Source organism: Sphingomonas sp. SDUR79 (assembly GCF_056821745.1).
Map to the genome: position 1 here is coordinate 1,230,517 of NZ_JBPDIN010000001.1, position 25,392 is coordinate 1,255,908.

Annotated in this window: 21 protein-coding genes and 3 tRNA genes; 5 read left to right on the forward strand and 19 right to left on the reverse strand. The window is 64.7% G+C overall.

Annotated elements, in window-relative coordinates; all coding sequences use genetic code 11:
* Positions 1 to 62 precede the first annotated feature (62 nt).
* Together ACRYLO_RS05925 and ACRYLO_RS05930 are read right to left on the reverse strand one after the other, a co-directional pair.
* Positions 63 to 139, reverse strand: a tRNA-His gene (locus tag ACRYLO_RS05925).
* Positions 140 to 192: 53 nt separating this feature from the next.
* Positions 193 to 1,221 (reverse strand): ATPase, T2SS/T4P/T4SS family, encoded by a 1,029-nt coding sequence (locus ACRYLO_RS05930; protein ID WP_482659316.1) that lies wholly within the window; start codon positions 1,219 to 1,221, stop codon positions 193 to 195.
* 107 nt (positions 1,222 to 1,328) lie between these two features.
* Here ACRYLO_RS05930 and ACRYLO_RS05935 point away from each other — a divergent pair, with 107 nt between their 5' ends.
* A complete protein-coding gene (locus ACRYLO_RS05935; RefSeq protein WP_482659317.1) occupies positions 1,329 to 1,982 on the forward strand; it encodes a prolyl hydroxylase family protein in 654 nt (217 codons plus the stop codon).
* A 54-nt stretch (positions 1,983 to 2,036) separates the two neighbouring features.
* On the opposite strand, the gene ACRYLO_RS05940 is transcribed toward ACRYLO_RS05935, so the two are convergent.
* The 5 genes from ACRYLO_RS05940 to lon all read right to left on the reverse strand — a co-directional run bounded on the left by ACRYLO_RS05940 (position 2,037) and on the right by lon (position 9,855).
* Complete coding sequence (locus tag ACRYLO_RS05940) at positions 2,037 to 4,712, reverse strand: TonB-dependent receptor domain-containing protein (protein ID WP_482659318.1); 2,676 nt, start codon at positions 4,710 to 4,712, stop codon at positions 2,037 to 2,039.
* 127 nt (positions 4,713 to 4,839) lie between these two features.
* Positions 4,840 to 6,438: a hypothetical protein gene (locus ACRYLO_RS05945; RefSeq protein ID WP_482659319.1), complete on the reverse strand. Its 1,599-nt coding sequence runs from the start codon at positions 6,436 to 6,438 to the stop codon at positions 4,840 to 4,842.
* Between the two features lie 398 nt (positions 6,439 to 6,836).
* A tRNA-Val gene (locus ACRYLO_RS05950) sits at positions 6,837 to 6,911 on the reverse strand.
* Positions 6,912 to 7,033: 122 nt separating this feature from the next.
* Positions 7,034 to 7,306, reverse strand: a complete 273-nt coding sequence (locus ACRYLO_RS05955; protein ID WP_066656000.1) for an HU family DNA-binding protein — start codon at positions 7,304 to 7,306, stop codon at positions 7,034 to 7,036.
* Between the two features lie 161 nt (positions 7,307 to 7,467).
* The gene (lon, locus tag ACRYLO_RS05960; RefSeq protein WP_482659320.1) at positions 7,468 to 9,855 is read right to left on the reverse strand and encodes an endopeptidase La; all 2,388 of its coding nucleotides are present in this window, start codon (positions 9,853 to 9,855) and stop codon (positions 7,468 to 7,470) included.
* A gap of 85 nt (positions 9,856 to 9,940) precedes the next feature.
* Between lon and ACRYLO_RS05965 the strand changes: the two genes are divergently transcribed.
* Positions 9,941 to 11,611, forward strand: coding sequence for a M1 family metallopeptidase (locus tag ACRYLO_RS05965; RefSeq protein WP_482661686.1), 1,671 nt, complete (start codon positions 9,941 to 9,943; stop codon positions 11,609 to 11,611).
* 64 nt (positions 11,612 to 11,675) lie between these two features.
* Positions 11,676 to 12,260 carry a hypothetical protein gene (locus tag ACRYLO_RS05970; protein ID WP_482659321.1) on the forward strand — a complete coding sequence of 195 codons (585 nt, stop codon included), beginning with the start codon at positions 11,676 to 11,678 and terminating at the stop codon, positions 12,258 to 12,260.
* A gap of 10 nt (positions 12,261 to 12,270) precedes the next feature.
* On the opposite strand, the gene ACRYLO_RS05975 is transcribed toward ACRYLO_RS05970, so the two are convergent.
* From ACRYLO_RS05975 to clpP, 3 genes are all read right to left on the reverse strand, one after another.
* On the reverse strand, positions 12,271 to 13,119 hold the full coding sequence (locus tag ACRYLO_RS05975; protein ID WP_482659322.1) for a GGDEF domain-containing protein: 849 nt from the start codon (positions 13,117 to 13,119) through the stop codon (positions 12,271 to 12,273).
* A 178-nt stretch (positions 13,120 to 13,297) separates the two neighbouring features.
* Positions 13,298 to 14,566 (reverse strand): ATP-dependent Clp protease ATP-binding subunit ClpX, encoded by a 1,269-nt coding sequence (gene clpX, locus ACRYLO_RS05980; RefSeq protein ID WP_482659323.1) that lies wholly within the window; start codon positions 14,564 to 14,566, stop codon positions 13,298 to 13,300.
* Positions 14,567 to 14,673: 107 nt separating this feature from the next.
* Positions 14,674 to 15,345 carry an ATP-dependent Clp endopeptidase proteolytic subunit ClpP gene (gene clpP, locus ACRYLO_RS05985; RefSeq protein WP_482659324.1) on the reverse strand — a complete coding sequence of 224 codons (672 nt, stop codon included), beginning with the start codon at positions 15,343 to 15,345 and terminating at the stop codon, positions 14,674 to 14,676.
* 195 nt (positions 15,346 to 15,540) lie between these two features.
* On the opposite strand from clpP, the gene ACRYLO_RS05990 reads away from it, so the two are divergent.
* The gene (locus ACRYLO_RS05990) at positions 15,541 to 16,089 is read left to right on the forward strand and encodes a hypothetical protein (RefSeq protein ID WP_482659325.1); all 549 of its coding nucleotides are present in this window, start codon (positions 15,541 to 15,543) and stop codon (positions 16,087 to 16,089) included.
* A gap of 20 nt (positions 16,090 to 16,109) precedes the next feature.
* On the opposite strand, the gene ACRYLO_RS05995 is transcribed toward ACRYLO_RS05990, so the two are convergent.
* The 6 genes from ACRYLO_RS05995 to ACRYLO_RS06020 form a co-directional block, all read right to left on the reverse strand.
* Positions 16,110 to 17,039: a glycosyltransferase family 2 protein gene (locus tag ACRYLO_RS05995; RefSeq protein WP_482659326.1), complete on the reverse strand. Its 930-nt coding sequence runs from the start codon at positions 17,037 to 17,039 to the stop codon at positions 16,110 to 16,112.
* 151 nt (positions 17,040 to 17,190) lie between these two features.
* On the reverse strand, positions 17,191 to 18,804 hold the full coding sequence (tig, locus tag ACRYLO_RS06000; RefSeq protein WP_482659327.1) for a trigger factor: 1,614 nt from the start codon (positions 18,802 to 18,804) through the stop codon (positions 17,191 to 17,193).
* A 68-nt stretch (positions 18,805 to 18,872) separates the two neighbouring features.
* Positions 18,873 to 18,957, reverse strand: a tRNA-Leu gene (locus tag ACRYLO_RS06005).
* 122 nt (positions 18,958 to 19,079) lie between these two features.
* The gene (locus ACRYLO_RS06010; protein ID WP_294016649.1) at positions 19,080 to 19,472 is read right to left on the reverse strand and encodes a response regulator transcription factor; all 393 of its coding nucleotides are present in this window, start codon (positions 19,470 to 19,472) and stop codon (positions 19,080 to 19,082) included.
* 50 nt (positions 19,473 to 19,522) lie between these two features.
* On the reverse strand, positions 19,523 to 20,143 hold the full coding sequence (fixJ, locus tag ACRYLO_RS06015; protein ID WP_482659328.1) for a response regulator FixJ: 621 nt from the start codon (positions 20,141 to 20,143) through the stop codon (positions 19,523 to 19,525).
* Positions 20,140 to 21,636, reverse strand: coding sequence for a PAS domain-containing sensor histidine kinase (locus ACRYLO_RS06020; protein WP_482659329.1), 1,497 nt, complete (start codon positions 21,634 to 21,636; stop codon positions 20,140 to 20,142). Before ACRYLO_RS06020 ends, fixJ begins: the two co-directional genes overlap by 4 nt.
* A 130-nt stretch (positions 21,637 to 21,766) precedes the next feature.
* Here ACRYLO_RS06020 and ACRYLO_RS06025 point away from each other — a divergent pair, with 130 nt between their 5' ends.
* Entirely contained in the window at positions 21,767 to 22,420 is a 654-nt protein-coding gene (locus ACRYLO_RS06025) for an OmpW/AlkL family protein (RefSeq protein ID WP_482659330.1), read from the forward strand.
* A gap of 60 nt (positions 22,421 to 22,480) precedes the next feature.
* On the opposite strand, the gene ACRYLO_RS06030 is transcribed toward ACRYLO_RS06025, so the two are convergent.
* The 3 genes from ACRYLO_RS06030 to hemN all read right to left on the reverse strand — a co-directional run bounded on the left by ACRYLO_RS06030 (position 22,481) and on the right by hemN (position 25,386).
* Positions 22,481 to 23,146 carry an NAD(P)H-dependent oxidoreductase gene (locus tag ACRYLO_RS06030; RefSeq protein ID WP_482659331.1) on the reverse strand — a complete coding sequence of 222 codons (666 nt, stop codon included), beginning with the start codon at positions 23,144 to 23,146 and terminating at the stop codon, positions 22,481 to 22,483.
* A 13-nt stretch (positions 23,147 to 23,159) separates the two neighbouring features.
* Positions 23,160 to 23,963 carry a universal stress protein gene (locus ACRYLO_RS06035; protein WP_482659332.1) on the reverse strand — a complete coding sequence of 268 codons (804 nt, stop codon included), beginning with the start codon at positions 23,961 to 23,963 and terminating at the stop codon, positions 23,160 to 23,162.
* A 76-nt stretch (positions 23,964 to 24,039) separates the two neighbouring features.
* The gene (gene hemN, locus ACRYLO_RS06040) at positions 24,040 to 25,386 is read right to left on the reverse strand and encodes an oxygen-independent coproporphyrinogen III oxidase (protein ID WP_482659333.1); all 1,347 of its coding nucleotides are present in this window, start codon (positions 25,384 to 25,386) and stop codon (positions 24,040 to 24,042) included.
* Positions 25,387 to 25,392 lie beyond the last annotated feature (6 nt).

A 25,392-nucleotide genomic window follows, 5' to 3' on the forward strand; every position in this document is an offset into this window, starting at 1 on the left:
GAGGGCGCGTAATATTCTTCTGCGCAGCGCAGCGCCAGTCCAAAATATCCGGGGTGGGAAAATGGGGCGACCGACGGGACTTGAACCCGCAACCCCCGGCATCACAAGCCGGTGCTCTAACCAATTGAACTACGGTCGCCGTGGAAGTGGCGCGCTTAGCCGCGTGCCCGAGCAGCGTCAAGCGCCTGTGGTTTACGCCATCAGCAGATGCGGATGCGAGGTCGCCGAAACCGAACCCGCCCCGGCCGCGCGGGCGATGCGGATCGCCGCATCGACGGTGATCCGGCCTTCCCGCGCCAGCGTCCGCGCCGAGGCCGCCAGCGTGGGCGCGCGCACAAAGGCATGCCGGGCAAGGATGGCGACATCGCCCCCCTCGGCGAGCAACCGCCGCAGGCCCGGGTCGATGACTACGGTCTCGAACAGCATCACCGATCCGGAAAAGCCGCTCTGGTCGCACGCGTCACACCCGACTGCGCGATAGATCACCGTGCCCGGATCGACCCCGAGCAATGCCGACTCCGACCCCTCCGCCTGAGCCGGACGGCGGCATGCGGGGCAGAGGCGCAGCTCGGTCCGCGCCGCGATCGCGACCCGTAGCGCAAAAGCCAGCAAATGCCGCTCCACCCGCACTGCGCGCAGTCGGGCGATCGCTGCCATCGCATCCGGGGCTTCGATACCCAGCACGATACGGACGCCGCGCTGGGCATGGTCGAACGCGCCGGCCAGCAGCGCCCGGTCATCGTTCGGGCGCAACAGGATCGCGTCACAATCCATCCGGGCGGCCGAATCAAGCTCGGCACGGTCGGCCGCGATTTCGACAATATGCCGCTCTCCCGGCGCGTACGCAGCCGCCGCCATCGCCCGCGCCATCACCGCCGCATCGTCCGACGCGACCAGGATCACGCCCCCGGGTGCCAGCATCTCGCGCTCGATCGCGGCGCGCATCGATCCAGGCATGCCGAGTTCGGTAAAGCCCCCGCCATTTCGTTCATGCGCGGCCAGATCGATCACCACCCGCTCGCCACGTCGAGTCGCATTGGGCAGCGCCTGCGCAGCTTCGATCCAGTCGGGCTTCGCGACGAGGCTGCGCACCGGGGCGAGGCCGGAGACGGCGCGGACGAGAATGCGAACCTCGCTGCCGTCACGCACCAGGTGCACGGCCGGAATGCCGGCCGCCACGGCGGCCTGAACCAGTTGATCGAGACTGTCGGCGTCGCCCATGTTGCCGCGCTATTACGCAATTGTGACGGTTTGCCTGCGGCCCGGCGAATTTTTTGACGCGGCCCACCCCTCTGGATGCGCGCAATGGCTTCTGGCAGATAGGGAGAATGGTCTCCCCCTCCCCTGCCGCCGGGTTTCCGATCGAACCCGTGATCGAACTCCTGAGCAGCCGCGCCGGGATTCAGAAGGTTCCCACGCCGAAGCTTACGCTGTTCATGCGCAAAGGGTTTCTGGACGCCGAGTTCTGTACCGAGCTGATGGCAATGGTCGACCGCGACCGGCGTCCGTCGCTGGTGTCGGACTATAATGGCGACGACGTGTTCAGGACGAGCGAAACCTGTGACCTGCCGGCCGACAATCCGGCGACGCAGCGGCTGGATGCGATGATCTGCGACTTTATCGGCCTCGATCCGGCGCATGGTGAGCCGCTACAGGGCCAACGCTATGCGGTGGGGCAGGAATTCAAGGCGCATACCGACTATTTCGAACCGACCGGCGTCGACTTCGAAAAATTCTGCGCCGTGGCAGGCCAGCGCACCTGGACGGTGATGATCTATCTCAACGCGGTCGAGGCGGGTGGCGCGACCCGGTTCAAGGCGATCGACAAGCTGGTTCAGCCCGAGCCGGGAAAGCTGCTGGCCTGGAGCAATTTGCGGCCCAATGGCACGCCGAACCCGAGCACGCTGCACCACGCGATGAAGGTCCGCGCCGGGACAAAATATGTCATCACAAAATGGTTTCGCGAACGTCCATGGGGGTGACGCGAAAAGGGCCGCCCCGATGGGACGGCCCTTTCCTGTTGCGACCGAAGTGGCTCAGAATTTTGCGCTGAGGCCGATCGAGAATTTCCGGCCGACGTCATAGGTGTTGGTGTCCACCCGCACATCATTCGGGAAGGTCTGGTATTCCTGATACCGCGTCTTGGTCAGGTTGCGGGCCTCAAGCTTCAGCTCGAACTCTGCGCCTGCCAGCTCAAAGCCCTGGCGCGCGACCAGATCGATGGTCAGGCCCGGCTTCTCGATGATGTCGGGCAGGCGAACGCCTTCGACCACCGGACCGCGGTTGGTGACGCGCTCGCTCGCATAGTTGAACAGCACGGTCAGCTGCGAGAGCGAAGCGGTATCCTCAAATCCGACCTGGAAATTGACCAGGTGATCCGACTGGCCAACCAGCGGGCCGCCGTCGTTGAACAGCAGCGACGACTGTACCGCCGGAGCGCCCAGGATCGGGCTGGCAACCAGCTGGTCGCCCGCTTCGATTTCCGACTTGGTGTAGGTGTAGTTCGCAATCAGCACGAGGCGCTTGGTGTCGAAGAAGCCACCGCCAAGCGTGTCGAGGGCGATGTGCTTCTGCGCCTCGATCTCGCCGCCCCACAGCTTGGCGCTGGGCGCGTTCGAGAAGCCGGTCTGCAGCGAGGTCGAGCCGCCGGCGACGAACGCCACCGCCTCGATTGGATTGTCGATCTTCTTGAAGAAGCCCGCTGCCGTCACGCGCTGATCACGCGCAAAGAACCATTCAAAGCGCGCTTCGGCGTTGTAGAGCTGCGAGTCGATGAGCAGCGGGTTGCCGAGGAACTGGCGGCTGCTCTCGAAATCCTGGTACAGCTGCGGCGCAAGCTCGCGGAACTGCGGGCGCGCGATCGTCTTCGACCCATGGACGCGCAGCTGCATGTCCGGGGCGAAGTTCCACGTGATCGTGGCAGCAGGCAGCCAATAGTCGTTGTCGAGGTTGGTCCCGGCAACGGCACCGGTCGGCAGCACCTGCTGCTTGGCGGTTTCGTAACGCACGCCGACCGACGCGCGCAGACCGTCGATCAGCTCGGCCTCGCCCTGAACATAACCGGCATGGACCTGCAGCGACGCGTCATAAGCCGCCGCACCGGTGCCGGTCGATTCGTTCCGCAGGGTGATGCCGTAGGTCTGGATGTTATAGTCCGACAGCAGATAGTCCGGACGCTGCTGAGCCACAGTCTGGTTCACGCCGCCATTGTTCGGACCGATGAAGCGGAAGAAATAGCGGTACGACTGGCGCTCCGTATCGGTGTACGCATAGCCGGCCGAAAGCGTGATCGGGCGGGCCGTGTTGAGCTCATAAGCAACGTCGACCGCGCCGGTCCAAAGATCCTCATTGAGGTCGCTGAACGCGATCGTCGCGCCGCTCGGCGCGTTGAGCGTGTTGATATAGTCGTCAAACGTGTTGCTGTAGATGTAGCGGAACGCGCGCTCATAGGGTGCCTTGCGCTTGGTATTGGCATAGGCACCGCGCAGATCGAGGTCGAGCGCACCGAAATCGAGCTCAGCGACGATCTGGCTGGTGAACAGCTGGCGCTCGAACCAGTTGGTGTTCTGCGTCGCGAAAGTCGGCACGCCAAACGAACCCGGAATGCCGAAATTCTCTTCGTCGAACTGGCCGATGATCGCCTGCTTCAGCGTGTCGTGGATATAGACGTTGGTGAAGCGGATCAGATGTTCGCCGAACTCAAACCCGACACCGAGCAGGCCATTGGCGATGATGCGGTTGTCGGTCGTCACCTGGTTGCCGTCGCTGGCGAGACCGCCATCGGCACCGATCGCAACCTGCTGCTTCTGCGCGCGGGTCTGCCAGCTGTTGGAAAGGCCACCGGCACCGATCAAGCCGATACGCAGGCCGCCGGTGTCAAAGGTCTTGGCGAAGCTGGTGCTGGCCGACCAGTTGGCCGGGATATGGTTGTTTTCGAACACCACCGTGGTCGGCGCGTTCGACAGCTGGATCAGCTGAGCGGCGTTGGTCACCGAGGTGCCATTGGCACCCGCGTCGAGGATGAAGTTGGGGACGCTGCGCTCACCGTCGTCATAACCGAACACGTCACGGCTGCCGCCGTCATAGGTGTAGCCGAGCTCGCTCGTCGTGACGGTGTCGAAGCCGATCGAGCCACCGATCTCGAAAAACCCGTCGCGCGGTGCGGCACGGGTGGTGATGTTGATCGCGCCGCCGCCGAATTCGCCGGGGTAGTTGGCGGAATAGCTCTTCTGAACCAGTGCGGACCCGACGATGTTGGTCGGGAACAGGTCGAGCGGCACGACGCGGCGCAGCGGCTCGGGGCTCGGCAGCGGCAGGCCGTTGAGCAGCGACGAGGAATAGCGGTCGCCAAGACCACGCACGAACACAAAGCCGTTGCCCACGACGCTGAGGCCGGTGACGCGCGTCAACGCGCCGGCGATGTCGCCTTCGCCCGAGCGTGCGATATCGGCGCTCGACAGCACCGACACCACTTGCGGAGTCGCCTTGATGACATTGGGGATGTTGCGGCCGATGACGACGATTTCTTCGCTCGTATCGCCGGCGCCGGGGGCGGAGATTTCGACCTCTTCCTCTTCGGCCTGCGGAGCGGCCTCGGCTTCCTGCGGCGCGGCTTCGGCGGTCGCATCCTGCGCAGCCTGGGCAAGCGCGTGCGGCGCAACGAGTTGCGAGGTCAGAAGCAGCAGACTTCCGAATGCGGTGCTCTTTTTCATCTGGTGACGTCCGTTTTCAGAGGCTGGCGTTTGCAGAGGCTGAAGCCTTCAAATGCCTGGTCCCGCCAAGGAAAACCGGAACCGGCGGCCCCTTTCCCGCCGGCTCCGGTAGTCGATCACGATCCGATCAGGTGACCGGAACGGTGGTGCAGGCGCTGCCGGCCGCGCCGAAGTTCGCGCGGTTCGAGTTGCAGGTCCAGCCCTGATACCAGGTGTCGGTCGGGCCGCTGACCGCGCCGATATAGCTGGTGGTCACCAGGAAGGACGAGCCCGACGGGTTGAGCGTCGCCGCGTTGAACGCCGTCACGCCCGCTGCGCCGGTGCCGGGCAGATAGCCCGAGGTCAGCGCATTGGCCGCAGTGCCGTTCTTCACGTTGTTGGTGCCGGCATCGACCAGCGCTTCCTGCTCGGCGTTGGTCACGGTGATGCTGTTCACCGCGGTTTCGGCCGACAGGGCGCCCGTGCAAGCGAAGTAGTTCGAACGGAACACCGGCGGACCCTGCTCGTCGATGGTCGCATCCGCCGGGCGGATGGTCGACTTGCCGCCATTGTCGGTCGTGCCGGCCAGGACGTTGAGGCACGGACGGCCTGAAACGAAGATGCCGTTGACGAAGGTGAAGTCCGCACCGCCGCGCAGACGCAGGCCGGCGTTGGTGCCGGTGCTGGTGTGCACGAAGGTGAAGTTCGCGATGCGGCCGTTCTGGCGCGGGGTCGCGTCTTCGTTGTTGTTGGAGTCGATTTCCATGACATAGTTGTCGCTGGTGGTGTTCGACGGCTTCTGGATCGCGATCGCGAACTGAATGAAGCCCTTCCAACCCACATCCGTGTCGATGCTGTCATCATCGGCGCCGGTGACGACCCAGTAACGGCCATTGTGCGTGCCGCCGAAGATTTCGATGCCGTCGTCCGAGCTGTTGTGGATCTGGATATATTCCAGACGGGTGCCACTGCCGACGCCGCCGGTGGTGATGCCCTGAAGCTCGTTGTTCGGGCTGATGACGGTGCCCGAGTAGCGCACCTGGACATAGCGCATCACGCCCGAGTTGTCGCCCGGGGTCGCACCGCCGTACAGCGCGTTGCCGGTGCCTTCGACGACGTTTTCGCAGTTCACCGAACCGCCGGTCACGCCGCTGAGGTTGCAGTTCGAGATCGGCGCGCGGCCGGCCAGGATGATGCCGCCCCACAGGCCCTGCGATTCGTCGGTCACGCCGCCGGTCAGGTTCTGCTGCGCGGTGAAGATGATCGGCTGAGTCGCCGTGCCTTCGGCAGCGATGGTCGAGCCGCGGTTGACGACCAGCAGGTCGTTGTCCGAGTTGGTGGTGTTGGCATAGATGATCACGCCCGGCTGGATCGTCAGGTTGCCGGCAGTGCCCGCCGTGCCCGCGCCACCACGATCGACGCCGACGTCGACGCGGCCGTTGATCTCATAGGCGACGCCCGCAACCTTCTGCAGCGTCAGGTTGGTGATCAGCGAAGGCAGGCGGCAACCGCGGAAGCTGCCAACCACGCCGGCATCGGTGAAGCCCGACGGGCAGCTGGCGGCCGGCGTACCCGGCGTCGCGGTCGGCGACGGCGTCGGCGAGGGTGCCGGGGCAGGAGCCGGGGCGGGAACGACGATCACGCCCTCGCCGGGCGAGGCAACGCTGGACGCGCCGTCGCAAGCGGCGAGCGTGGCGCCCGCGACGCTGGTCATCAGGATGAGGCTGATACGCTTGAAGTCGGCCATGAATTTCTCCGTTCCGGTCGATCCCGGTTTGCAGGATGGTGGGCGAGCGCCCTGGATCGACTCGGAACATTCCCCCTGCCGATCACCTGCGTCGCGCTAGGCGGCGTGCATGACGGTGGGATGGGATTTGCGAGAATTTTCAGTGACTTTGGAGTTACGCTTTTGTGACTTTCATGACGAAACGATGACAAGCAGGCCGCCTGCGTCGAACTAAACAGCTGATACACAACGGTTAAATTCGTGCCGCGCGCGCACCCAGCTTCGCTCCGTTGCGCGATGCGCCGGAGCGCCGCGCACGATCATCCTGCACTGTGACCGCGCCGCAACACACAATTTCTGACAGAGCAATCCGACGAAACGCAAAAAGCCCGCCGGCATCGCCGACGGGCTTTTGGAGATGGTGGGCGCGGCTGGGATTGAACCAGCGACCCCTGCGGTGTGAACACAGTGCTCTACCACTGAGCTACGCGCCCGATGCCGGGACCTTCCGGGAAGGTGTGCGGCCGCTCCGACAAATCGGAACTCCCCGGAGTGGCCCGGGGAGCGGAGCCTCTAAAAGGACGGAACCGGCTTGTCCAGCCCCGTCCAGCGTCTTTCAGTTCACCGCGTCCTTCAGGCCCTTGCCGGCCTTGAACTTGGGCTGCGACGATGCCTTGATCGTCATCGGCTCGCCGGTGCGCGGGTTGCGGCCGGTCGATGCCTTGCGCTTCGATACCGAAAAGGTGCCAAAGCCGACCAGGCGAACTTCGTCGCCCTTTTTGAGCGCGGCGGTGACCGCGTCGAACACAGCCTCCACTGCCTTGCTGGCGTCGCCCTTACCGAGGCCCGCGGTGTCTGCGACCGTGGCGATCAGTTCCTGTTTGTTCATACCCGTAGAACCCCTGCATTTTTTGGTAAGCTTGCATGAAATGCGCGCGGCATCGTCAAGCCGGTGGAACAGGAAAACGCGTCCGCACGCCGCTGTAAAGCGGAAAGCGGTACAAATACGGGGAAAAGGGCGGAAAAAATGCCCTTATCCGCGCTTAACCGTCAATGGCGGAGCGGATCGGGCGCCGTCGCGGGCGGCAAGACCGCCAGATCCTCCGCCTCGCTCCATTCGATCGCGGTCAGCGGTTCGGTCAGCGCGAGCTTGAGCACCTCATCGACATGCGCCACGGGAATGATCGTCAGGCCTTCACGGATATTCGCCGGGATCTCCGCCAGGTCCTTCTCATTCTCCTGCGGGATCAGCACGGTAGCGATGCCGCCGCGCAGCGCTGCGAGCAGCTTTTCCTTGAGACCGCCGATCGGCAGCACGCGACCGCGCAACGTGACCTCTCCGGTCATCGCCACATCCTTGCGCACCGGCACGCCGGTCAGGGTCGAAACGATCGCGGTGACCAGACCGATACCCGCCGACGGGCCGTCCTTGGGCACCGCACCCTCGGGCAAATGGACGTGGATATCCTTGCGCGCGAAGATGCTCGGCTTGATGCCGTAGCTCGGGCTGCGCGCGCGGATGAAGCTGAACGCCGCCTCGACGCTCTCCTTCATCACGTCGCCGATCTTGCCGGTGGTCTTGATCGCGCCCTTGCCGGGGACGGTCACGCTTTCGATCGTCAGCAGCTCCCCGCCGACCTCCGTCCAGGCGAGCCCGGTGACGGCACCGATCTGATGCTCTTCTTCGCCGATGCCGAAGCGATATTTGCGCACCCCGGCGAACTCGTGGAGGGTCTCCGGCGTCACGACGACGCTCTCGACCTTACCCTCGAGGATGCGGCGCAGCGCCTTGCGCGCAAGCTTGGCGATCTCGCGCTCCAGCGTGCGGACGCCGGCTTCGCGGGTGTAGTAGCGGATCAGGTCGCGCAAGCCCGCTTCGGTCAGCTCGAACTCGCCAGCCTTCAGGCCGTGCGCGTCGATCTGCTTGGCGATCAGATGGCCCTTGGCAATCTCGACTTTCTCATCCTCGGTGTACCCCTCAAGCCGGATGATCTCCATGCGGTCGAGCAGCGGCTGGGGCAGGTTCAGCGAGTTGGCCGTCGTCACGAACATGATGTCCGACAGATCGACGTCGATCTCCAGATAATGGTCGTTGAACTTGCTGTTCTGTTCGGGGTCGAGCACCTCGAGCAGCGCCGATGCCGGATCGCCGCGGAAATCCTGGCCCAGCTTGTCGATCTCGTCGAGCAGGAACAACGGGTTGCTGGTCCCGGCCTTTTTGAGGTTGGTGACGATCTTGCCCGGGAGCGAGCCGATATAGGTGCGGCGGTGGCCGCGAATCTCGGCCTCGTCGCGCACGCCGCCCAGCGATTGGCGGATAAATTCGCGCCCGGTCGCCTTCGCGATCGACTTGCCAAGGCTGGTCTTGCCGACGCCCGGCGGGCCGACGAGGCACAGGATCGGACCCTTCAGCTTGTTCGTCCGCGCCTGCACCGCCAGATATTCGATGATGCGGTCCTTGACCTTCTCCAGGCCATAGTGATCCGCGTCGAGCACTGCTTCGGCCTCGACCAGATCCTTCTTCAGCTTCGACTTCTTGCCCCAGGGCAGGCCGAGCAGCACGTCGAGATAGTTGCGCACGACCGTCGCCTCGGCGCTCATCGGCGCCATGGTCTTGAGCTTCTTGAGCTCCGCCTGCGCTTTGCCGCGCGCCTCCTTCGACAGCTTGAGCGTGGCGATCTTCTGGGTCAGCTCGGCGATCTCATCGCCCTCGCCTTCCTCGCCCTCATTGCCCAGCTCGCGCTGGATCGCCTTGAGCTGTTCGTTGAGGTAATATTCGCGCTGGGTCTTCTCCATCTGGCGCTTCACGCGCGAGCGGATCTTTTTCTCGACCTGCAGCACACCCAGTTCGCCCTCCATGAAGGCGAAGACCATCTCGAGTCGCTTTTGCGGGTCGGCTTCGACCAGCAGGCTCTGCTTGTCGGCCACCTTGACCGCGATATTGCCCGCGACCGCATCGGCGAGGCGCGAGGCTTCCTCGATCTCGCCCAGCTGCACCGCCGTTTCTGCAGGCAGCTTGCGGTTGAGCTTGGCGTAATTCTCGAACTGCTCGACGACCGAGCGCATCAGCGCCTGCACCTCGGTGCCGGTCGCATCCTTCTGCTCGACCGGCGAAACCGTGGCGGTCAGATAGCCGCCCGCATCCTGCATCGTCTCGAGTTTACCGCGCTCCTTGCCCGCGACGAGCACGCGCACGGTGCCATCGGGCAGCTTGAGCAGCTGCATCACCTCGGCCGATACGCCGGTGTCATACAGGTCATCGCGGCCGGGATCGTCATTGGCGGGGTCGAGCTGGGCGACGAGGAAAATTTCCTTGTCGGCGGCCATCGCGGCCTCAAGGGCGGCGACCGACTTGTCGCGCCCGACGAACAGCGGCACGATCATGTGCGGGAAGACGACGATGTCGCGCAGCGGCAGGACTGGATAGGAAGACTTCATGGACACTCCGGTGCTGCCCGCAGGGGGCAGAATCAGTCAACTATATGGGGATCGCGCACGCGGCATCAATGCAGTGTTTGCCGCGATGCTGGCGCTGACCGCGTTTGCCCCCGCTGCATTGGCGCAGAAGGGCGAGCCACCGATCACCGAACTGACCGAACGCTCCGGTGGACCGATCGAGCCCGAGCGGGCGGCGTTGCGGCTGGAGCATGTCGATCTCAATCTCCGCATCGGCCCCGAACGAAAATATCTTTCGGGCACCGTCACGCTCCGGCTGAAAACCAGCGCGCGCCAGACCCGGCTGTTGATCGACCTCGACAAGAATTTTCATGTTTCCGGGATCGAGATCGACGGTGTCGCGCTGCGTGCGGATAAGTGGCGTAACCCGGAAGGGCGGCTGTTCATCGATTTGCCCAAACCGGTTCCAGCCGGTGGCAGGGTCGTCGCGAAGATCGACTATGCCGGGCGGCCGCACGAAGCGGTCAACGCGCCGTGGGACGACGGCTTTGTCTGGTCGAGCTGGCAGGGCAAGCCGTGGGTGGCGACGACGGCGCAGGGTTATGGCTGCGACCTGTTCTGGCCGTGTCTCGACTTCCCGGCTGGCGAGATCCCGGAAATCCGCATAACGATCGGGGTCATGCGCGGGCTGGCGGCAATTGCCAATGGCAAGCTCGAGATCGCGACGCCGGCGCTGCACGGCTATTCCGAGTGGCGTTGGGTTGCGAAGAACATCAACCCCTACCTCGTCGCGGTCAACATCGGGCCGTATCGCGAAATCAAGGGCACCTATGCCAGCAAGTTCGGCAACGAGGTGCCGCTGCACCTGTGGCATCTGACCGGCAAGGATGAACAGGCGGCGGGGCTGTTCGCCGAATTCGCGCCGACGCTCGACTTTTACGAAACGATGATTGGCCCCTTCCCCTTCGCGCACGAGAAGCTCGGCGTGGTCGAGACGCCGCATCTGGGCATGGAGCACCAGACGGTCAACGCGTACGGCAACGACTATCGCAAGGATGCGACCGGATTCGACTGGCTGTTCCACCACGAACTGGCGCATGAATGGTTCGGCAACCAGATGACCGCCGCGGACTGGGACGATTTCTGGCTGCATGAGGGCTATGGCCAGTATATGCAGCCGCTCTACGGCCAGTGGCGCGAGGGCGAGGCGCGCTATGCCGCGATGATGGCGGAGCAGCGCAAGAACATCCTCAACCGGCAGCCTTTGGTGTCGGGCCGGTCGCGCACGTCGGACGAGGTGTATCAGCTCGAAAAGGGCGGGCCGGGCCAGGACATCTATTACAAGGGCGCGTGGGTGCTCCACACGCTGCGCTACCTGATCGGCGACGCGGCGTTCTTCGATGCGACGCGGCGGCTCGTCTATGGCCGCCCCGACCCGAGGCCGGGGAATTTCAAGCCGCGCTTTGCCACGACGCCGGAGTTCGAGGCGCTGATGAGCGCGGCTGCGGGACGTGACCTTGGCTGGTTCTACGACGTCTATCTCCGCTCCGCCGCGCTGCCCGAACTGGTCGAGACCCGCACCGGCAGCCAATTGACACTGGAATGGAAGACGCCGCGCAACGTCCCCTTCCCGCTCCCCGTCGAGGTGCAGGTGGATGGCGTCGTGCAGCGCGTCGCGATGACGGGCGGCCGTGCGACAATTGCCGTGCCAGCCGACGCGCGTGTCGTGATCGACCCGATGGCACGCGTGCTGCGCCGGTCCGAGGCGGTGGAGGCAATGCAGCGACCGCGCCGCTAATTTGGGGCTCGTCCTGTGCGGGGCAGCGGCTATGCTGCGGCAATTGCTAAAGGGGAAGACGGTGATGCGGTCATTTGTGTCGGGTTGGTGCGTGGCGCTGACGCTTTTGGTCGCAGGGCCGGTCCAGGCGCAGCGTGATGTCACGAATGCGCCGGATCCCTGGGTCCATGCCGCGACGGGCACCAAATTACCCGTCAGCGTCGCCGGCTTTCAGCGCACGCGCGTCAGCGAATATTCGGACGATGGCCGCGACGCGAGCGCCAGTTACATTCTGCGGCGTGACGGCGGCTTCGTTTCGGTCACCGTCTATATCTATCCCACCGCTGCAGGATTGACCTGTGCCCAGACATTTGCCGACGGCCAGGCGCAGATCGTCCGGCGGGGCGGGGTACGATTGATCCGGGAAGCACGCGATTTGCCTCCGTCGGGTCAGGGCACGCCCGTAGCGCATTATGCCCGCTATGCGATACCGGCAGGCACGATGGGCGAAGGCGTCCCTGCGCTGACCAGCGACCTCTATCTCCACTGCCCGACGGGCAGCGGCTTTCTGGTGAAATACCGTGCATCTGGTACCGAGGGGTTCGAGTTCGGACCGGATGTCACGCGCCTGCTTCGGTCCATCGCATGGCCAGCGGCGCTCGCCGATTGATTGCCCTGCTTCACACAAGCAGGTGCGCCTCGCCAACGCGCAGCTGATTCCGGCCTGATCGCTTCGCGGCATAAAGTGCGGCGTCGGCGCGGGACATCGCGAGCTGAATCGGTTCACCGTCCAGCGCAACGATGCCGCCGGAGCAGGTCATCGCAACGCCGTCAGGCCGCTCGATCAGGCCATTGCCCAGCCGCCGACACAGGCGCTGCAGGATACCGGCAGCCTCACCCTCTTCGGTTGCCGGGAAAAACACCGCGAACTCCTCGCCGCCCCAGCGTCCGACGCAATCCGCCTTGCGCACACCCCGGGCGAGGAACGCGGCAAAATCCTGAAGGATTGTGTCGCCCACATCATGGCCGAACTTGTCGTTGACCGATTTGAACTTGTCGAGATCGATCAGCGCGATCGTGCCGTCTCCGGCGCTTTCGACGCGCGCAAGGAAGCCGCGCCGGTTGAGCAGGCCGGTCAGCGGATCGCGATGCGCCGCAATGTCGAGCGCGGCGACGCGAACTTTGGTCGCCTCGCTCGCGCGGGTCACCCCGGCGAGCAGGTCGGCGAGCATGTCGCCGTCGCTCACCGCCTCCAACGCGTCGGCCTGTTCGCGTTCCAGCGACTGAACTGCCTGCGTCGCCGCGCGCACGGGGGCGAGCAGACCGTCGATACCGATCAGCGTGAACACCGTGCCGAGCAGCGTCGCCGCCAGGACGATCCCCAAATCGGGCCAGTCGATCTTCCCCGTGCTGAACTGCCACGCGGCAAATGCGAGCAACGGGATGTGTGTGCCGATGAAGCAGATGGTGAACATCCGCAGCCGCAGGCTGGACGGGAACAGGAACCGTGTTGCCTTATAAAACCGCAAGTTAGCCTCCGTATCATCCCCACCCGCGGCGCCAACAAATCGTTAGGGGGCATTAAGCGGAGACGAACGAAGATGGTTAATCCTGTGGATGGGCGGCCAGATCGGACAGACCGAAAGCCCAATGCAAAACGGGCGCCGGTTGCCCGACGCCCGCTTGACTGGTTGACCGTGAAGCCGATCAGGCGGCGTCGCCGGCCTTCTTCTTCTCGGCCGAATAGACGCGAACCGGCTCCTTCGATCCGGCGACGACATCCTTGTCGATCATCACTTCGTCCACCCCGTCCATGCCGGGCAGATCGAACATCGTGTCGAGCAGAATGCCTTCGAGGATCGAGCGGAGGCCGCGCGCGCCGGTCTTGCGCTCGATCGCTTTCTTGGCGACCGACACCAACGCGTCGTCGGTGAAGCTGAGCTTCACATTCTCCATGTCGAACAGCTTCTGATACTGTTTCACCAGTGCGTTCTTCGGCTCCGTCAGGATCTTGACCAATGCCGGAATGTCCAGATCCTCGAGCGTCGCGACGACCGGCAAACGACCGACGAATTCGGGGATAAGGCCGAACTTGAGCAGATCCTCCGGTTCGGTCTGACGCAGCGTCTCACCGGTCCGCCGTTCTTCCGGCGCAGCGACATAGGCGCCGAAGCCGATCGACTTGCCCTGAAGGCGGTCGCCGATGATCTTTTCGAGGCCCGAGAACGCGCCGCCGCAGATGAACAGGATGTTGGTCGTGTCGACCTGCAGGAACTCCTGCTGCGGATGCTTGCGTCCACCCTGCGGCGGGACGCTTGCGGTCGTCCCTTCCATCAGCTTCAGCAGCGCCTGCTGCACGCCCTCACCCGACACATCGCGCGTGATGGACGGGTTTTCGGCCTTGCGGCTGATCTTGTCGATCTCGTCGATATAGACGATTCCGCGCTGCGCCCGCTCGACATTATAGTCCGATGCCTGAAGCAGCTTCAGGATGATGTTCTCGACATCCTCGCCGACATAGCCGGCTTCGGTCAGCGTCGTCGCGTCGGCCATGGTGAACGGCACGTCGAGAATGCGGGCGAGCGTCTGCGCCAGCAGCGTCTTGCCGCAGCCGGTAGGGCCGACCAGCAGGATGTTCGACTTGCTCAGTTCGACATCGGCACCCTTCGCACCGTGGTTCAGGCGCTTGTAATGGTTGTGCACCGCCACCGACAGCACGCGCTTCGCCCGATTCTGTCCGATGACATAATCGTCGAGAACGTCGCAGATTTCCTGTGGCGTCGGGACGCCACCGTCCTTCTTGCTGACCAGCGCCGATTTCGTCTCTTCGCGAATGATGTCATTGCAGAGTTCGACGCATTCGTCGCAGATGAACACGGTGGGGCCGGCGATCAGCTTGCGCACCTCGTGCTGCGACTTGCCGCAGAACGAGCAATAGAGCGTGCTTTTCGAATCGCCGCCGCTTAACTTCGTCATTCAGTCTTCCTTTGCGTGCCGGGCCGCATCGCAGCCCGGCATCCTACAGCCGGAACAACGCCCGGCAACTCAAATTCGCCCAATAGCAGGGGAAGGTGAGCGTCAGATTAAGACGCCGTCCCCTCGCTGTCAGCGGGCTGAGGGCGCTTTTCATACACTTCGTCGACCAGGCCGAACGCCTTGGCTTCATCGGCCTCGAGGAAGGTGTCGCGGTCCATCGCGCGCTCGATCTGCTCGAGCGGCTTGCCCGTATATTTGACGTAGAGTTCGTTCATCCGGCGCTTGATACGCAGGATTTCCTTAGCCTGGATCTCGATGTCCGACGCCATGCCCTGCGCCCCGCCCGACGGCTGGTGGATCATGATGCGCGCGTTGGTCAGCGCGACGCGCAGGCCCGGCTCACCGGCGGCGAGCAGGAAGCTGCCCATCGACGCCGCCTGGCCGATGCACACCGTACCGACGCGGGGACGAATATACTGCATGGTATCGTGGATCGCCATGCCGGCGGTCACCACGCCACCCGGCGAGTTGATGTACATCCAGATGTCCTTCTTCGGATTTTCCGATTCGAGGAAGAGCAGCTGGGCGGTGATCACCGACGCCATGTGATCCTCGACCGGCCCGGTCAGGAAAATGATCCGCTCACGCAGCAGGCGCGAATAGATGTCGAAGCTGCGCTCACCGCGGCTCGACTGTTCGATGACGATGGGAACCAGCGCGTTGGTGATCGGATCGCGCGTAAAGCCTTCGGGGGTCAGGAGACCGGCAAGGGGATGCATGTGGGATGTTCTCGTCAAATCTGTTTTTGCCCACCGCTACATCGGCGCTCGCATCGCGCGGCGCAAGGGGGGAAGAAGGTGAATGCCATCCCCCGATCGCCCCCGCACACGGACCAGCGCAGGATCATCCGCGGCAACCATTTCTGAACCCTTGTGTGCGATACCGGTGCGGTCGGGGAGCTGAAAGGGGCGCCAATGCGCCAGGATAAACGGACCATCATCGTCTTCACCCTGCTGTACACCGCCTTTGCGGGCGTCGCGCTCGGGCCGTTATTCGGCGCGGGCGGGCTCAACGATGCGACCTTCGGCATCGGGATGGTCATCGCCATCGCGTTGATCCCCGTGACCGCGATCGTGCTGACGATGTTCGCCCATCTGCTGCTGCCCCAGCGGACCCCCGCAGCAACCATGCCCCGGCCAGCGCGCCGCGCGGCCGAACCCGCGCCAGAGCGCGAGCATTTCGACTTCGCCTTTGCTGCCTGGAACGGGATCGAGTCGGCGGAAGCGGTGGCGCGCCTGTCGCGTCGCCTTCACGCCCTCGATATCGCGCATCGATTCGTCGATGGCGAGATCAGCGTCGTCGAAGACGATGTCCGGTGGATGGTGACCCCGGTCGTCGGGGCGTTACGCATCGCAGGCTGGGTCGAGGCGCCAGAGCGCGAAACGCGCGCGATGATCGAGGCGGCGGTCGAGGAATTTCTGATCGACGAACTGGGCATCAACCTCGAAAAGATCGCGGCCTGACGGTGATCTGATCCTGCCGGTCAGAGGTTGGCTGGCGCCGGTTGGGCCAGATAGGCCAGCCGCTTCATCTCCCGCCGCCCGCGCACCACGGTGTCGAGGATCAGTCCCGCAAAGCTGCTGAGCGCCGCCAGAATCACGAGCCCGGTGGCGAGAATGGCGGTCGGGAAGCGCGGAACCAGGCCGGTTTCCATATAGGTCGCCACCAGCGGCACGGCGAGCAGCACGGCCAGTGCCGCCAGCGCCAGCGCGACAATGCCGAAGAACAGGATCGGCTTTTCGATCCGGTAGAGCGTCAGGATCGTGCGCGCGATTCGCGCACCGTCGCGATAGGTGGATAGCTTCGACGCCGATCCCTCGGGCCGGGCGAGATAGCGGGTCTCCACCTCCCCCACCGGCATTTTGAGCTCGAGCGCATGGACGCTGATCTCGGTCTCGATCTCGAACCCGGCCGACAGCACGGGAAAGCTCTTCACGAAGCGCCGCGAGAACACGCGATAGCCCGAGAAAATGTCGGTGAAGCTGCGCCCGAACAGCTGCGCGAGCAGCCCGGTCATCGCGCGATTGCCGAGCACATGGCCGCGACGATAGGCATCGGCGGCCTCATGCACGCGGGTACCGACCACCATGTCGAGACCCTCGTCGAGCATCTTCGCGATCATCGCGGGCGCGGCGGCCGCGTCATAGGTCGCGTCGCCATCCGCCATCACGTAAATGTCGGCATCGACATCGGCGAACATGCGGCGGACGACATTGCCCTTGCCCTGCATCCGCTCGGTGCGGACGATCGCCCCCACGGCACGCGCGACTTCGACGGTCCGGTCGGCGCTGTTATTGTCGTAGACGTAGATGGTCGCATCCGGGAGCGCCGCGCGGAAACCCGCGACCGTCTGCGCGACCGCGGCTTCCTCGTTATAGCAGGGCAGGATCACTGCGATGCGCGGTTCGGTCACGCCATCCCCCACTACGTCACCCCGGACTTGTTCCGGGGTCCACCGGGAGGCTGAGCGCATCGCAATAGCCTCAAGCACTCAATCTGCGGCACCGTGCACCCCGGCACAACCCTTTGAGGCTGGGCCGGGGAGACGATGGATATAAAAGGTCTCAGTCAGCCTTCTTCTTGGCTGGAGCCTTCTTCTTGGGTGCTTCAGCTGCGGCTTCAGCGTCGTCGGCCTTGGCGGCCTTCTTCGCAGGTGCCTTCTTGGCCGGGGCTTCGTCGGCGGGAGCCTCTTCGGCCTTGGCCTTCGCCTTCTTCGCCGGCTTCACCTCTTCGGCGGCAGCGTCGGCCGCAGGCTCTTCGGCCTTCTTTGCCTTGGCTTTCTTGGCGGGCTCGTGGTCGTGGTCATGGTCGTGGTTGCAGTCCGGACCATGAACGTGCGGCACCGCGCCTTCCTCGCTCTCGATCGCAGCTTCCAGCTCTTCGCGCGTCACTTCGCGCTCGCTGATCTCGGCCGTGCCGAACAGGAAGTCGACCACCTTGTCCTCATAAAGCGGGGCGCGCAGCTGGGCGGCGGCCATCGGCTCCTGACGGATATATTCGAAGAAACGCTGCTGATCTTCCGGGCGATACTGCTGCGCAGCCTGGGCGATCAGTCGGTTCATTTCCGCTTGAGTCACCTCAACGCCGTTCGCCTGGCCGATTTCCGAGAGCAGCAGGCCAAGGCGCACGCGACGCTCGGCAATCGCACGGTAATCGCCGACTTCCTTCTCCAGCTCCGCCATGGCGGCTTCGGGATCTTCCTCATGGCCTGCCTCGTGCTGAAGCTGGGCCCAGATCTGCTGGAACTCGGCTTCGACCATCGACGGCGGGACCGGGAAGTCATGGCCGGCAGCGAGCTGATCGAGCAGCTTGCGCTTCATGTACGTGCGCGTGAGGCCGCCCGTCTCATTCTCCATCTGGCCGCGCAGGATGCCACGCAGCTGATCGAGGCTCTCAAGGCCCAGATTCTTGGCGAGCTCTTCATCGACCTTCACGTCGCCGGCGATCTTCACCGCGGTGATCTTGAGGTCGAAGGTCGCGGGCTTGCCGGCCAGCGTGTCGACGCCATAATCCTCGGGGAAGGTCACTTCGATCTGCTTTTCATCGCCGGCCTTCACGCCGACGATCTGGTCCTCAAAGCCGGGGATAAGGCGGCCCGAGCCGATCTCGATGGCCATGCCCTCACCGGTGCCGCCGTCAAAGGCGACGCCGTCGACTTTGCCGACGAAGTCCATCGTGACCTGATCGCCCTGCTTGGCCTTGTAGCTGGCCTTGGCGTCTTCCCACGACTTTTGCTGGCCGGCGATCTGCATGATCTGCGCATCGACCGCCTCGTCGCTGACCGGAACGATCAGGCGCTCAAGCTTCAGGCCGTCGATCGACGGGGTCGGGACGTCGGGCAGGACTTCCAGCTCGACCTTCACCTCGGCGTCGCTGCCGGGAGCGAACTCGCCCTCAAGGCTCACCGAAGGCTGCATCGCGGGACGCAGCTTGTGGTCGGCGATCAGCTTCTGCACGCCTTCCTGAATCGTCGTGTTGAGCGCGTCCTGGGTCAGCGCTTCGCCGTGCATCTTGCGCACCAGATTGGCCGGCACCTTGCCGGGGCGGAAGCCGGGCATGCGGATCTGCGGGGCAACGCGCTTCACTTCGGCGTCGACACGGCTGTCGATGTCCTTGGCGGTGATCTTCAGGGTGTAGGCGCGCTTGAGGCCTTCGTTCAACGTCTCGACGGTCTGCATTTCAATCGGGCTTCCTGCTCTGGAAGTGGAATCGGAGTCGCGGCGTCCCCCTTGCGCCGGGCGGAAACTGGTGCGGGCGAAGGGACTCGAACCCCCACATCTTGCGATACTGGTACCTAAAACCAGCGCGTCTACCAGTTCCGCCACGCCCGCATTCAGGACACCGCAGGTCGGGCGCGTCTATAGCAATGCGGGTGCCGGGGGCAAGGGCGATGCCGATTATGGTGCAGAATCGCGGAAAAGTGGCGCGAACGCCCCCGCTTTTCAGGCGCTTTTCAGGCCGTCAACCCGATCCGCCAGGCGTGCGGGGCCACGGGATGCGCGAAAATCAGGTCGCGCGCGCCGATCATCGCCCCGTCCCGTTCGGGCAGCGCGCCGGGTTCGGCGATCACCGCCAACCGGCCGCACCAGCCGCGCGCGCGCAGGCGTTCGACCGCGGCGAGGCTGTCGCCTTCGGTGCGGACCGAAATGACCAGCCAGTCGGCCTCGATCGCCTTTGCATCGCTGGCGAGTGCATGCGTGCTGTCATAGGATCGGACGCGATGCCGCTGCCCCGACAGCACCATATGCAACGCGCGCCGCGACCCATCGTCCGGATCGACCAGCGCGATGGACAGCGCCGGCTCGTGCGCGTCGATCTCAGGGGGAATGGTGGTACGCTGATCCATCGCGTGCCATCGTGCCGAAAACCGCCGGCCCCCGCGTTACGGAAATATCCTTAGTCGTCGGCGTCGAGGCCCGCCGCAAAGGCGATGCGCAGCGCTTCGGACAGGCTGCGCACCTCCAGCTTAGTCATCACATTGGCACGGTGCACTTCGACCGTGCGGGGCGAGATGCCGAGGTCATAGGCGATCGTCTTGTTGGGATTGCCCGCGACCAGCCCCCGCAGCACGTCCCGTTCCCGCGCCGTCAGTGCGGCGATGCGCACCGCCGCTTCCTGCCCCTCCACCTCGGCATTGCCCGCCCGATCCAGCCGCTCGAAACCACGATCAAGCGCGGCAAGCAGCAAAGCCTTTTCGAACGGCTTTTCAAGGAAATCGAGCGCACCCTGCTTCATCGCGGTCACGGCGGTGGCGACGTCGCCATGGCCGGTCAGCACGATGACCGGCAGCGCGACGCCGCGGGCATTCAGCTCCCGCTGCACCTCCAGCCCGTCCATCTCCGGCATGCGGATGTCGAGCAGAATGCACCCGGGGTCGGGATGTCGCGCTTCCTTGAGAAACGCCACGCCCGAAGCATAGGCGCGCACGTCATAGCCCGACGTCTTGAGCAGGAAGCTGGCCGAGCGGCGCACTGCGTCCTCATCGTCGATCAGGTGGATCAGCGGCTTTTCGCTCATTCTTGGGTCTCCGCACTGGGAATAGTGAACCACAGGGTCGTGCCGCCGCCGGGGCGGGAATCGGCGTCGATCCGTCCGCCATGCGCTTCGATGATCGTGCGGCAGATCGACAGTCCTAGGCCCAGGCCATCGGGCTTGCTGGTGTTGAACGCGTCGAACAGGCGGGGACGGATCGCGGGGTCGATGCCCGGGCCAGTGTCGCTGACCTCCACCCGGATCATCCCGTCCCCCTGCACGCGCGTCGCGATGGTGACATCGCGCACCGGCATGCCTTCCAGCGCTTCGACCGCGTTGCGGATGAGGTTGACCAGCACCTGCTGGATCTGAACCCGGTCGACCAGCGCGAGCCGCGCGTCGGGGTCGAGGTCCTTGAGGCCCCTCACCCCGCGCTCGCGTGCGCCGGTCATCGCGAGGCGCGTCGCTTCCTCGACCATCTGCGGCAGCGATTCGACCCGTTTCTCTACCTCGCCGCGGGCGACGAATTCGCGCAGCCGCCGGACGATGTTGCCCGCGCGCAGCGCTTCGGTCGCCGATTCCGTCACCGCCTCGTCCAGCATTTCGAGGTCCGGGTCGCCCGCCGCGATCAGGTCGCGCGCCGCCTCCATGTAATTTGCGATCGCGGTCAGCGGCTGGTTCAGCTCGTGTGCCAGCGTCGATGCCATCGTCCCCATCGCCGATACGCGCGACACATGCACCAGTTCGGACTGCAACTCCTTCATGCGCAGCTCTGCGCGCTGGCGATCGGAAAGGTCACGGATGAAGCCGGTGAAGATGCGGTGCCCGGCACTGCGTGCCTCTCCGACCGCCAGCTCCATCGGAAACTCGCTGCCGTCGCGCCGCTTGCCCACGACGATGCGCCCGATGCCGATGATCCGCCGCTCTCCCGTGCGACAATAATGCTCGATATAGTCGTCGTGCCGCAGCCGGTCCCCATCGGGCATCATCATCGCGATATTCTTGCCCACAACTTCGGATTCCGAATAGCCAAAGAGGCGCTCCGCCGCCGCGCTGAACGACAGGATCTGGCCGCGATCGTCGATCACGATCATCGCATCGGGAACGGTGGCAAGGATCGAGCGCAGATGCAGTTCGCTGCGCGCCACCGCGCCCGCCGCCGCCTTGCGATCGGTAATATCCTCGATCGTTCCGCCAAAGCCGAGCAGCGCCCCGCTCTCGTTGCGCAAAGCGATAATGCGCGCGTCGGCGGCAAATTCGGTCGAATCCTGGCGTTGCCGCCACCCTTCCTCGGCATAGCGGCCATAGGTGACGGCGCGGTCCAGATCGTCGCGTGGCTTGCCCGCCGCCGCATCGGCCGCAGAATAGAGCATCGCCATCGGCTGCCCGACCGCCGCGTCGGCCTCATAGCCGAGCAAAATCTGTGCTCCGGGGTTCCAGCTGCGGATCGTACCGTCGGGATCGACCAGGAACTGTGCCCGATCGAGGTCGCTGGCGATGAACCGCGCGGCAAGTTTTTCAACGATATCGCCGCTCATGATCATTTCCTGCCTATGCCCGCAGCATCCGGGCAAAACCCATTGGGAAAACTACCAATGCAGTCGCGCGCCGCAATATCCGATGCCGCCGCCGCGCATCCTTCGCGCAGAACGTAGCGGGGAACTACCCATGAAAACCACCCATGTCGTCATCGGCGCGCTGGCCTGTGCGGTCGGCGTCCAACCTGCCATCGCCAAGGAAGGCGACTTCCTGGTCCGCGGCCGCGCCATTCTGGTCGCCCCGACCGAAAGCTCCGGCCCGGTCACCCCCGGCTTTCCGGGAAGCGAGGTCGGCGTCAGCAACAGCGTGATGCCGGAAGTCGATTTCACCTATATGTTCACCGACCATATCGGTGCCGAATTGATCCTGGCAACGACCAAGCATGACGCACAGGGCCGTGGCACGCTGTCGGGCTTTGATGAGCTGGCGAGCACCTGGGTGCTGCCGCCGACGCTGACGCTGCAATATCATTTCGCGCCCGAGGCGAAGGTTCGCCCCTATGTCGGCGCTGGCGTCAACTACACGATCTTCTACTCGACCAAGGCGAGCGACGCGCTCGTGGGTGCCATCGGTGCGACGACGGTCGAGATGGATGACAGCTTCGGCTATGCCTTGCAGGCCGGCGTGGACATCGACCTCAACGAGAAGATGTTCCTGAATCTCGACGTCAAATATATCGACATGGACACGACGGCGCGGCTGCGCACCGGTGCGGCGATCAATACCGCGCAGGTCAGTATCGATCCGATCGTCGCGGGCGTCGGGATCGGCTTCCGCTTCTGAACGAAAACGGGCGGCGATCCGGTTGGACCGCCGCCCTTTTTCTGTGTGCGCTTGTCGAATTCACACGTTCGGCTCGAGCAGCAATTTCGGCGGCAAATCGCCATAACGCAGCACCGTCGCCCGTTCGCGCGCGGTCTGTCGGACGATCTCAAGATGCTCCGCGACGAACCGCGCATCCATCCCCGGCACCACCGCATCGAAATGGACATGATGGCAGCCAGCCAGGCCGAAGGCGCGGGTCAGGTAGATATCGAACGCCTGTTTGAGTGCGAGCCACTGTCCGCGCTCCTCCAACCAAGGCCGCGTCGCGGCAGAGGTCGAGAAGATGATCAGCCGCTTGCCCCGCAGCGCCGGGCTCGGCAGATGCGCCTTCAGCTCCTCGGGCGAAAAATCAGCGCCGAGCACGCGATCGACATAGCCCTTGATCATCGCCGGCGGCATGCCGAACCAGATCGGATAGACCAGCACGATCGCACTCGCCGCCTCGATCTGGGCGAGCGAGGTCGCGACGTCTGGGCGTGGCTTGAATCCCGGCCCGGGTAGCTCGTCGCGCCGCAGCAACGGGTCGAAGTTGCGCGCATAAAGATCGTCGACCTCGACGATCTGATGCAGCCGCTCGACCTCTTCACGATAGGCGCGGACGATTGCGTGGTTGAAGCTGTCGAGGCCGGGATGCCCCAGCACCACCAGATGGCGCAAGGACGCTGGGTCGCGCGGCTGGGTCATCGGTTAACCTCCGTCATTGCGCGAGGAACACGGGATAGGGGCTGTGATGCAGCAAGTCGCGCGTGACCCCGCCGAACAGCGTTTCAATCAGGCGCGAATGACCAAATCCGCCCATCACGATCATCGCCGGTTCGATCTTGAGCGCCTGCGCCAGGATCTGCTGTCCGATGCGGCCGGGTTCGGCCGGGACAACCATGATCTCGGGCCGGATGCCGTGGCGCGAGAGATAGCTTGCGGCGAGTTCGGGCGGATGTTTGAGCGACCCGCCGTCGATGCTGAGGATCCGCACTTCCCGCGCCAGGCCGAGCAGCGGCACGGCTGCCCGCAGCGCGGCGTCGGATTCATCGGATCCGTCCCATGCAACAAGCGCGGTCCCGCTCAACGTGATGCCGCGCGTTGCGCAGGGCACTGCGAGCACCGGACGGCTCAGTCGAAGCATCGCCGCCACGACTCCATCCATCTCGCCGCCGGGGAATCCGTCGAATACGGTGTTGATGACGACGAGATCGGTCAGCGCGGTGTGTGAGGCGAGGCAGGATGCGACGTCGCCCATGCACTCGGCGAGCGTCCAGGGCGCATCTTCCATCGTCAGACGTGCCGTCATCCGTGCACGGTTGTCATCCTGAACGTCCAGCTCCACGGCGATATGCGCGGCAAGGTTGCCCGGCCCGATCATCGGGTCATCCGCGATCGGCGGCATTGCCGTTACGTCCACCGCGATCAGATGGCCATGGAGCCCGCGCACCACATCCAGCGCGGCCTGCAGCCGCGATTCTTGTCCAGGATCGGCGTGGATCAATACGGCGACATTCTTCACGGCCCGTCTCCCAAATCATGAGAGCAGGGTAAGGCCCGCCGGGCAGCGCCCATATGCGGAGTGATACGTAGTCGGATCAGACCGCCGCGCTGAACTGCCCCCGACTGACCGCGCGATAACGGTCGAACGCGGCGGCGGCGAGCCGGGCATAGGGCGCACCGAGCGGTGTGATGGCGAGTGACCAGCCGTCGCGCGTGATCACCCCCTGCCCCGCCAGATCGTCGAGAAGTGCCGGATCGTGACAGAGCTGCTCTGCCGTCATCGCGTGCGCAGCGGCAATTGCCGCGACGTCGACCTGGCCATCGCACAACAGCCGTTCAATGACGTTGCCAGCGGCGACATCATGGGCGTCACGCCGGACACCGCGCGTGCCGGCGAGCTCGCCGCCGAGCACCGTCATGCGATAGCGTCCGACATGCTTTTCATTCTGCACGATCACGCCATCGAACTGGCTGATCGCCGAGGCGCCAAGCCCGATCAGCGTCGTGGCGCGGTCATCGGTGAAGCCCTGAAAATTGCGGCGCAGCGACCCCGCCCGTGCGGCGACGGCCAGGCTGTCATCGGGCTGTGCGAAATGATCGAAGCCGATCGCCGCAAAGCCCGCCTCGACCCACAGATCATGGGCAAGCGCGCGCTGCCAGAAGCGCGCCTCTGCCCCCGGCAGCTTCGAAGCATCGATCCGCCGCTGGCGCGGAAGCATGGCGGGCAGATGGGCATAGCCGAACATTGCGACCCGATCGGGGCCGAGCCGCCGTGCGGCGGCGACGGTCGCGGCGATGTCGTCGAGGGTCTGACCCGGAAGGCCATACATCAGGTCGAGGTTGATTCGGCCGATCCCGGCGCTGCGTGCTTCCGCAATCGCAGCGGCGACCTTGGCAAAGGGCTGGATCCGCCCGATCGCCGCCTGCACCAGCGGCGCAAAGGTCTGCGCACCGACGCTGATCCGCCCGATCCCTGCCCGCGCGAACGCATAGGCATCTGCGCGACCGAAGAAGCGCGGGTCGATTTCTGCTGCCCAGTCCGCATCCGGTGCGATGTCGAACCGCTGACGCAGCGTGCAGCAAAGTTCCGCGAACGCCTCTGGGCTGAGCGCATTGGGGCTACCGCCCCCGAAATGCACCGCCGTCACCCGCCCGCGCATCCGTGCCGAGACGGTGGCGATCTCCGCCTCGATCGCGGCGCGATACACGTCGAGCCGCTGCGGTCGCCCCACCGCCCCCGTGTTGCACCCGCAATACCAGCAGATCTGCTCGCAATAGGGGATGTGGAGGTAGAGCGATACCGGAGCGCCCGGCGCAATCGCTTCGAGCGCGGCGGCCTGATCCCCGGCCCCCACCGCCGGTCCGAACTCGGCGGCGGTGGGGTAGCTGGTGTAACGCGGCACCGCACGGGCGGCGAGTTCGGGGAGGTAGCGGTGGATCACCGGACG

Bases quoted from the DNA above. Each gene is read 5' to 3' on its own strand.
- ACRYLO_RS05930 (WP_482659316.1), bottom strand. From the start codon at position 1,221: ATGGGCGACGCCGACAGTCTCGATCAACTGGTTCAGGCCGCCGTGGCG.
- ACRYLO_RS05935 (WP_482659317.1), top strand. From the start codon at position 1,329: ATGGTCTCCCCCTCCCCTGCCGCCGGGTTTCCGATCGAACCCGTGATC.
- ACRYLO_RS05940 (WP_482659318.1), bottom strand. From the start codon at position 4,712: ATGAAAAAGAGCACCGCATTCGGAAGTCTGCTGCTTCTGACCTCGCAA.
- ACRYLO_RS05945 (WP_482659319.1), bottom strand. From the start codon at position 6,438: ATGGCCGACTTCAAGCGTATCAGCCTCATCCTGATGACCAGCGTCGCG.
- ACRYLO_RS05955 (WP_066656000.1), bottom strand. From the start codon at position 7,306: ATGAACAAACAGGAACTGATCGCCACGGTCGCAGACACCGCGGGCCTC.
- lon (WP_482659320.1), bottom strand. From the start codon at position 9,855: ATGAAGTCTTCCTATCCAGTCCTGCCGCTGCGCGACATCGTCGTCTTC.
- ACRYLO_RS05965 (WP_482661686.1), top strand. From the start codon at position 9,941: ATGCTGGCGCTGACCGCGTTTGCCCCCGCTGCATTGGCGCAGAAGGGC.
- ACRYLO_RS05970 (WP_482659321.1), top strand. From the start codon at position 11,676: ATGCGGTCATTTGTGTCGGGTTGGTGCGTGGCGCTGACGCTTTTGGTC.
- clpX (WP_482659323.1), bottom strand. From the start codon at position 14,566: ATGACGAAGTTAAGCGGCGGCGATTCGAAAAGCACGCTCTATTGCTCG.
- clpP (WP_482659324.1), bottom strand. From the start codon at position 15,345: ATGCATCCCCTTGCCGGTCTCCTGACCCCCGAAGGCTTTACGCGCGAT.
- ACRYLO_RS05990 (WP_482659325.1), top strand. From the start codon at position 15,541: ATGCGCCAGGATAAACGGACCATCATCGTCTTCACCCTGCTGTACACC.
- tig (WP_482659327.1), bottom strand. From the start codon at position 18,804: ATGCAGACCGTCGAGACGTTGAACGAAGGCCTCAAGCGCGCCTACACC.
- ACRYLO_RS06010 (WP_294016649.1), bottom strand. From the start codon at position 19,472: ATGGATCAGCGTACCACCATTCCCCCTGAGATCGACGCGCACGAGCCG.
- fixJ (WP_482659328.1), bottom strand. From the start codon at position 20,143: ATGAGCGAAAAGCCGCTGATCCACCTGATCGACGATGAGGACGCAGTG.
- ACRYLO_RS06020 (WP_482659329.1), bottom strand. From the start codon at position 21,636: ATGAGCGGCGATATCGTTGAAAAACTTGCCGCGCGGTTCATCGCCAGC.
- ACRYLO_RS06025 (WP_482659330.1), top strand. From the start codon at position 21,767: ATGAAAACCACCCATGTCGTCATCGGCGCGCTGGCCTGTGCGGTCGGC.
- ACRYLO_RS06030 (WP_482659331.1), bottom strand. From the start codon at position 23,146: ATGACCCAGCCGCGCGACCCAGCGTCCTTGCGCCATCTGGTGGTGCTG.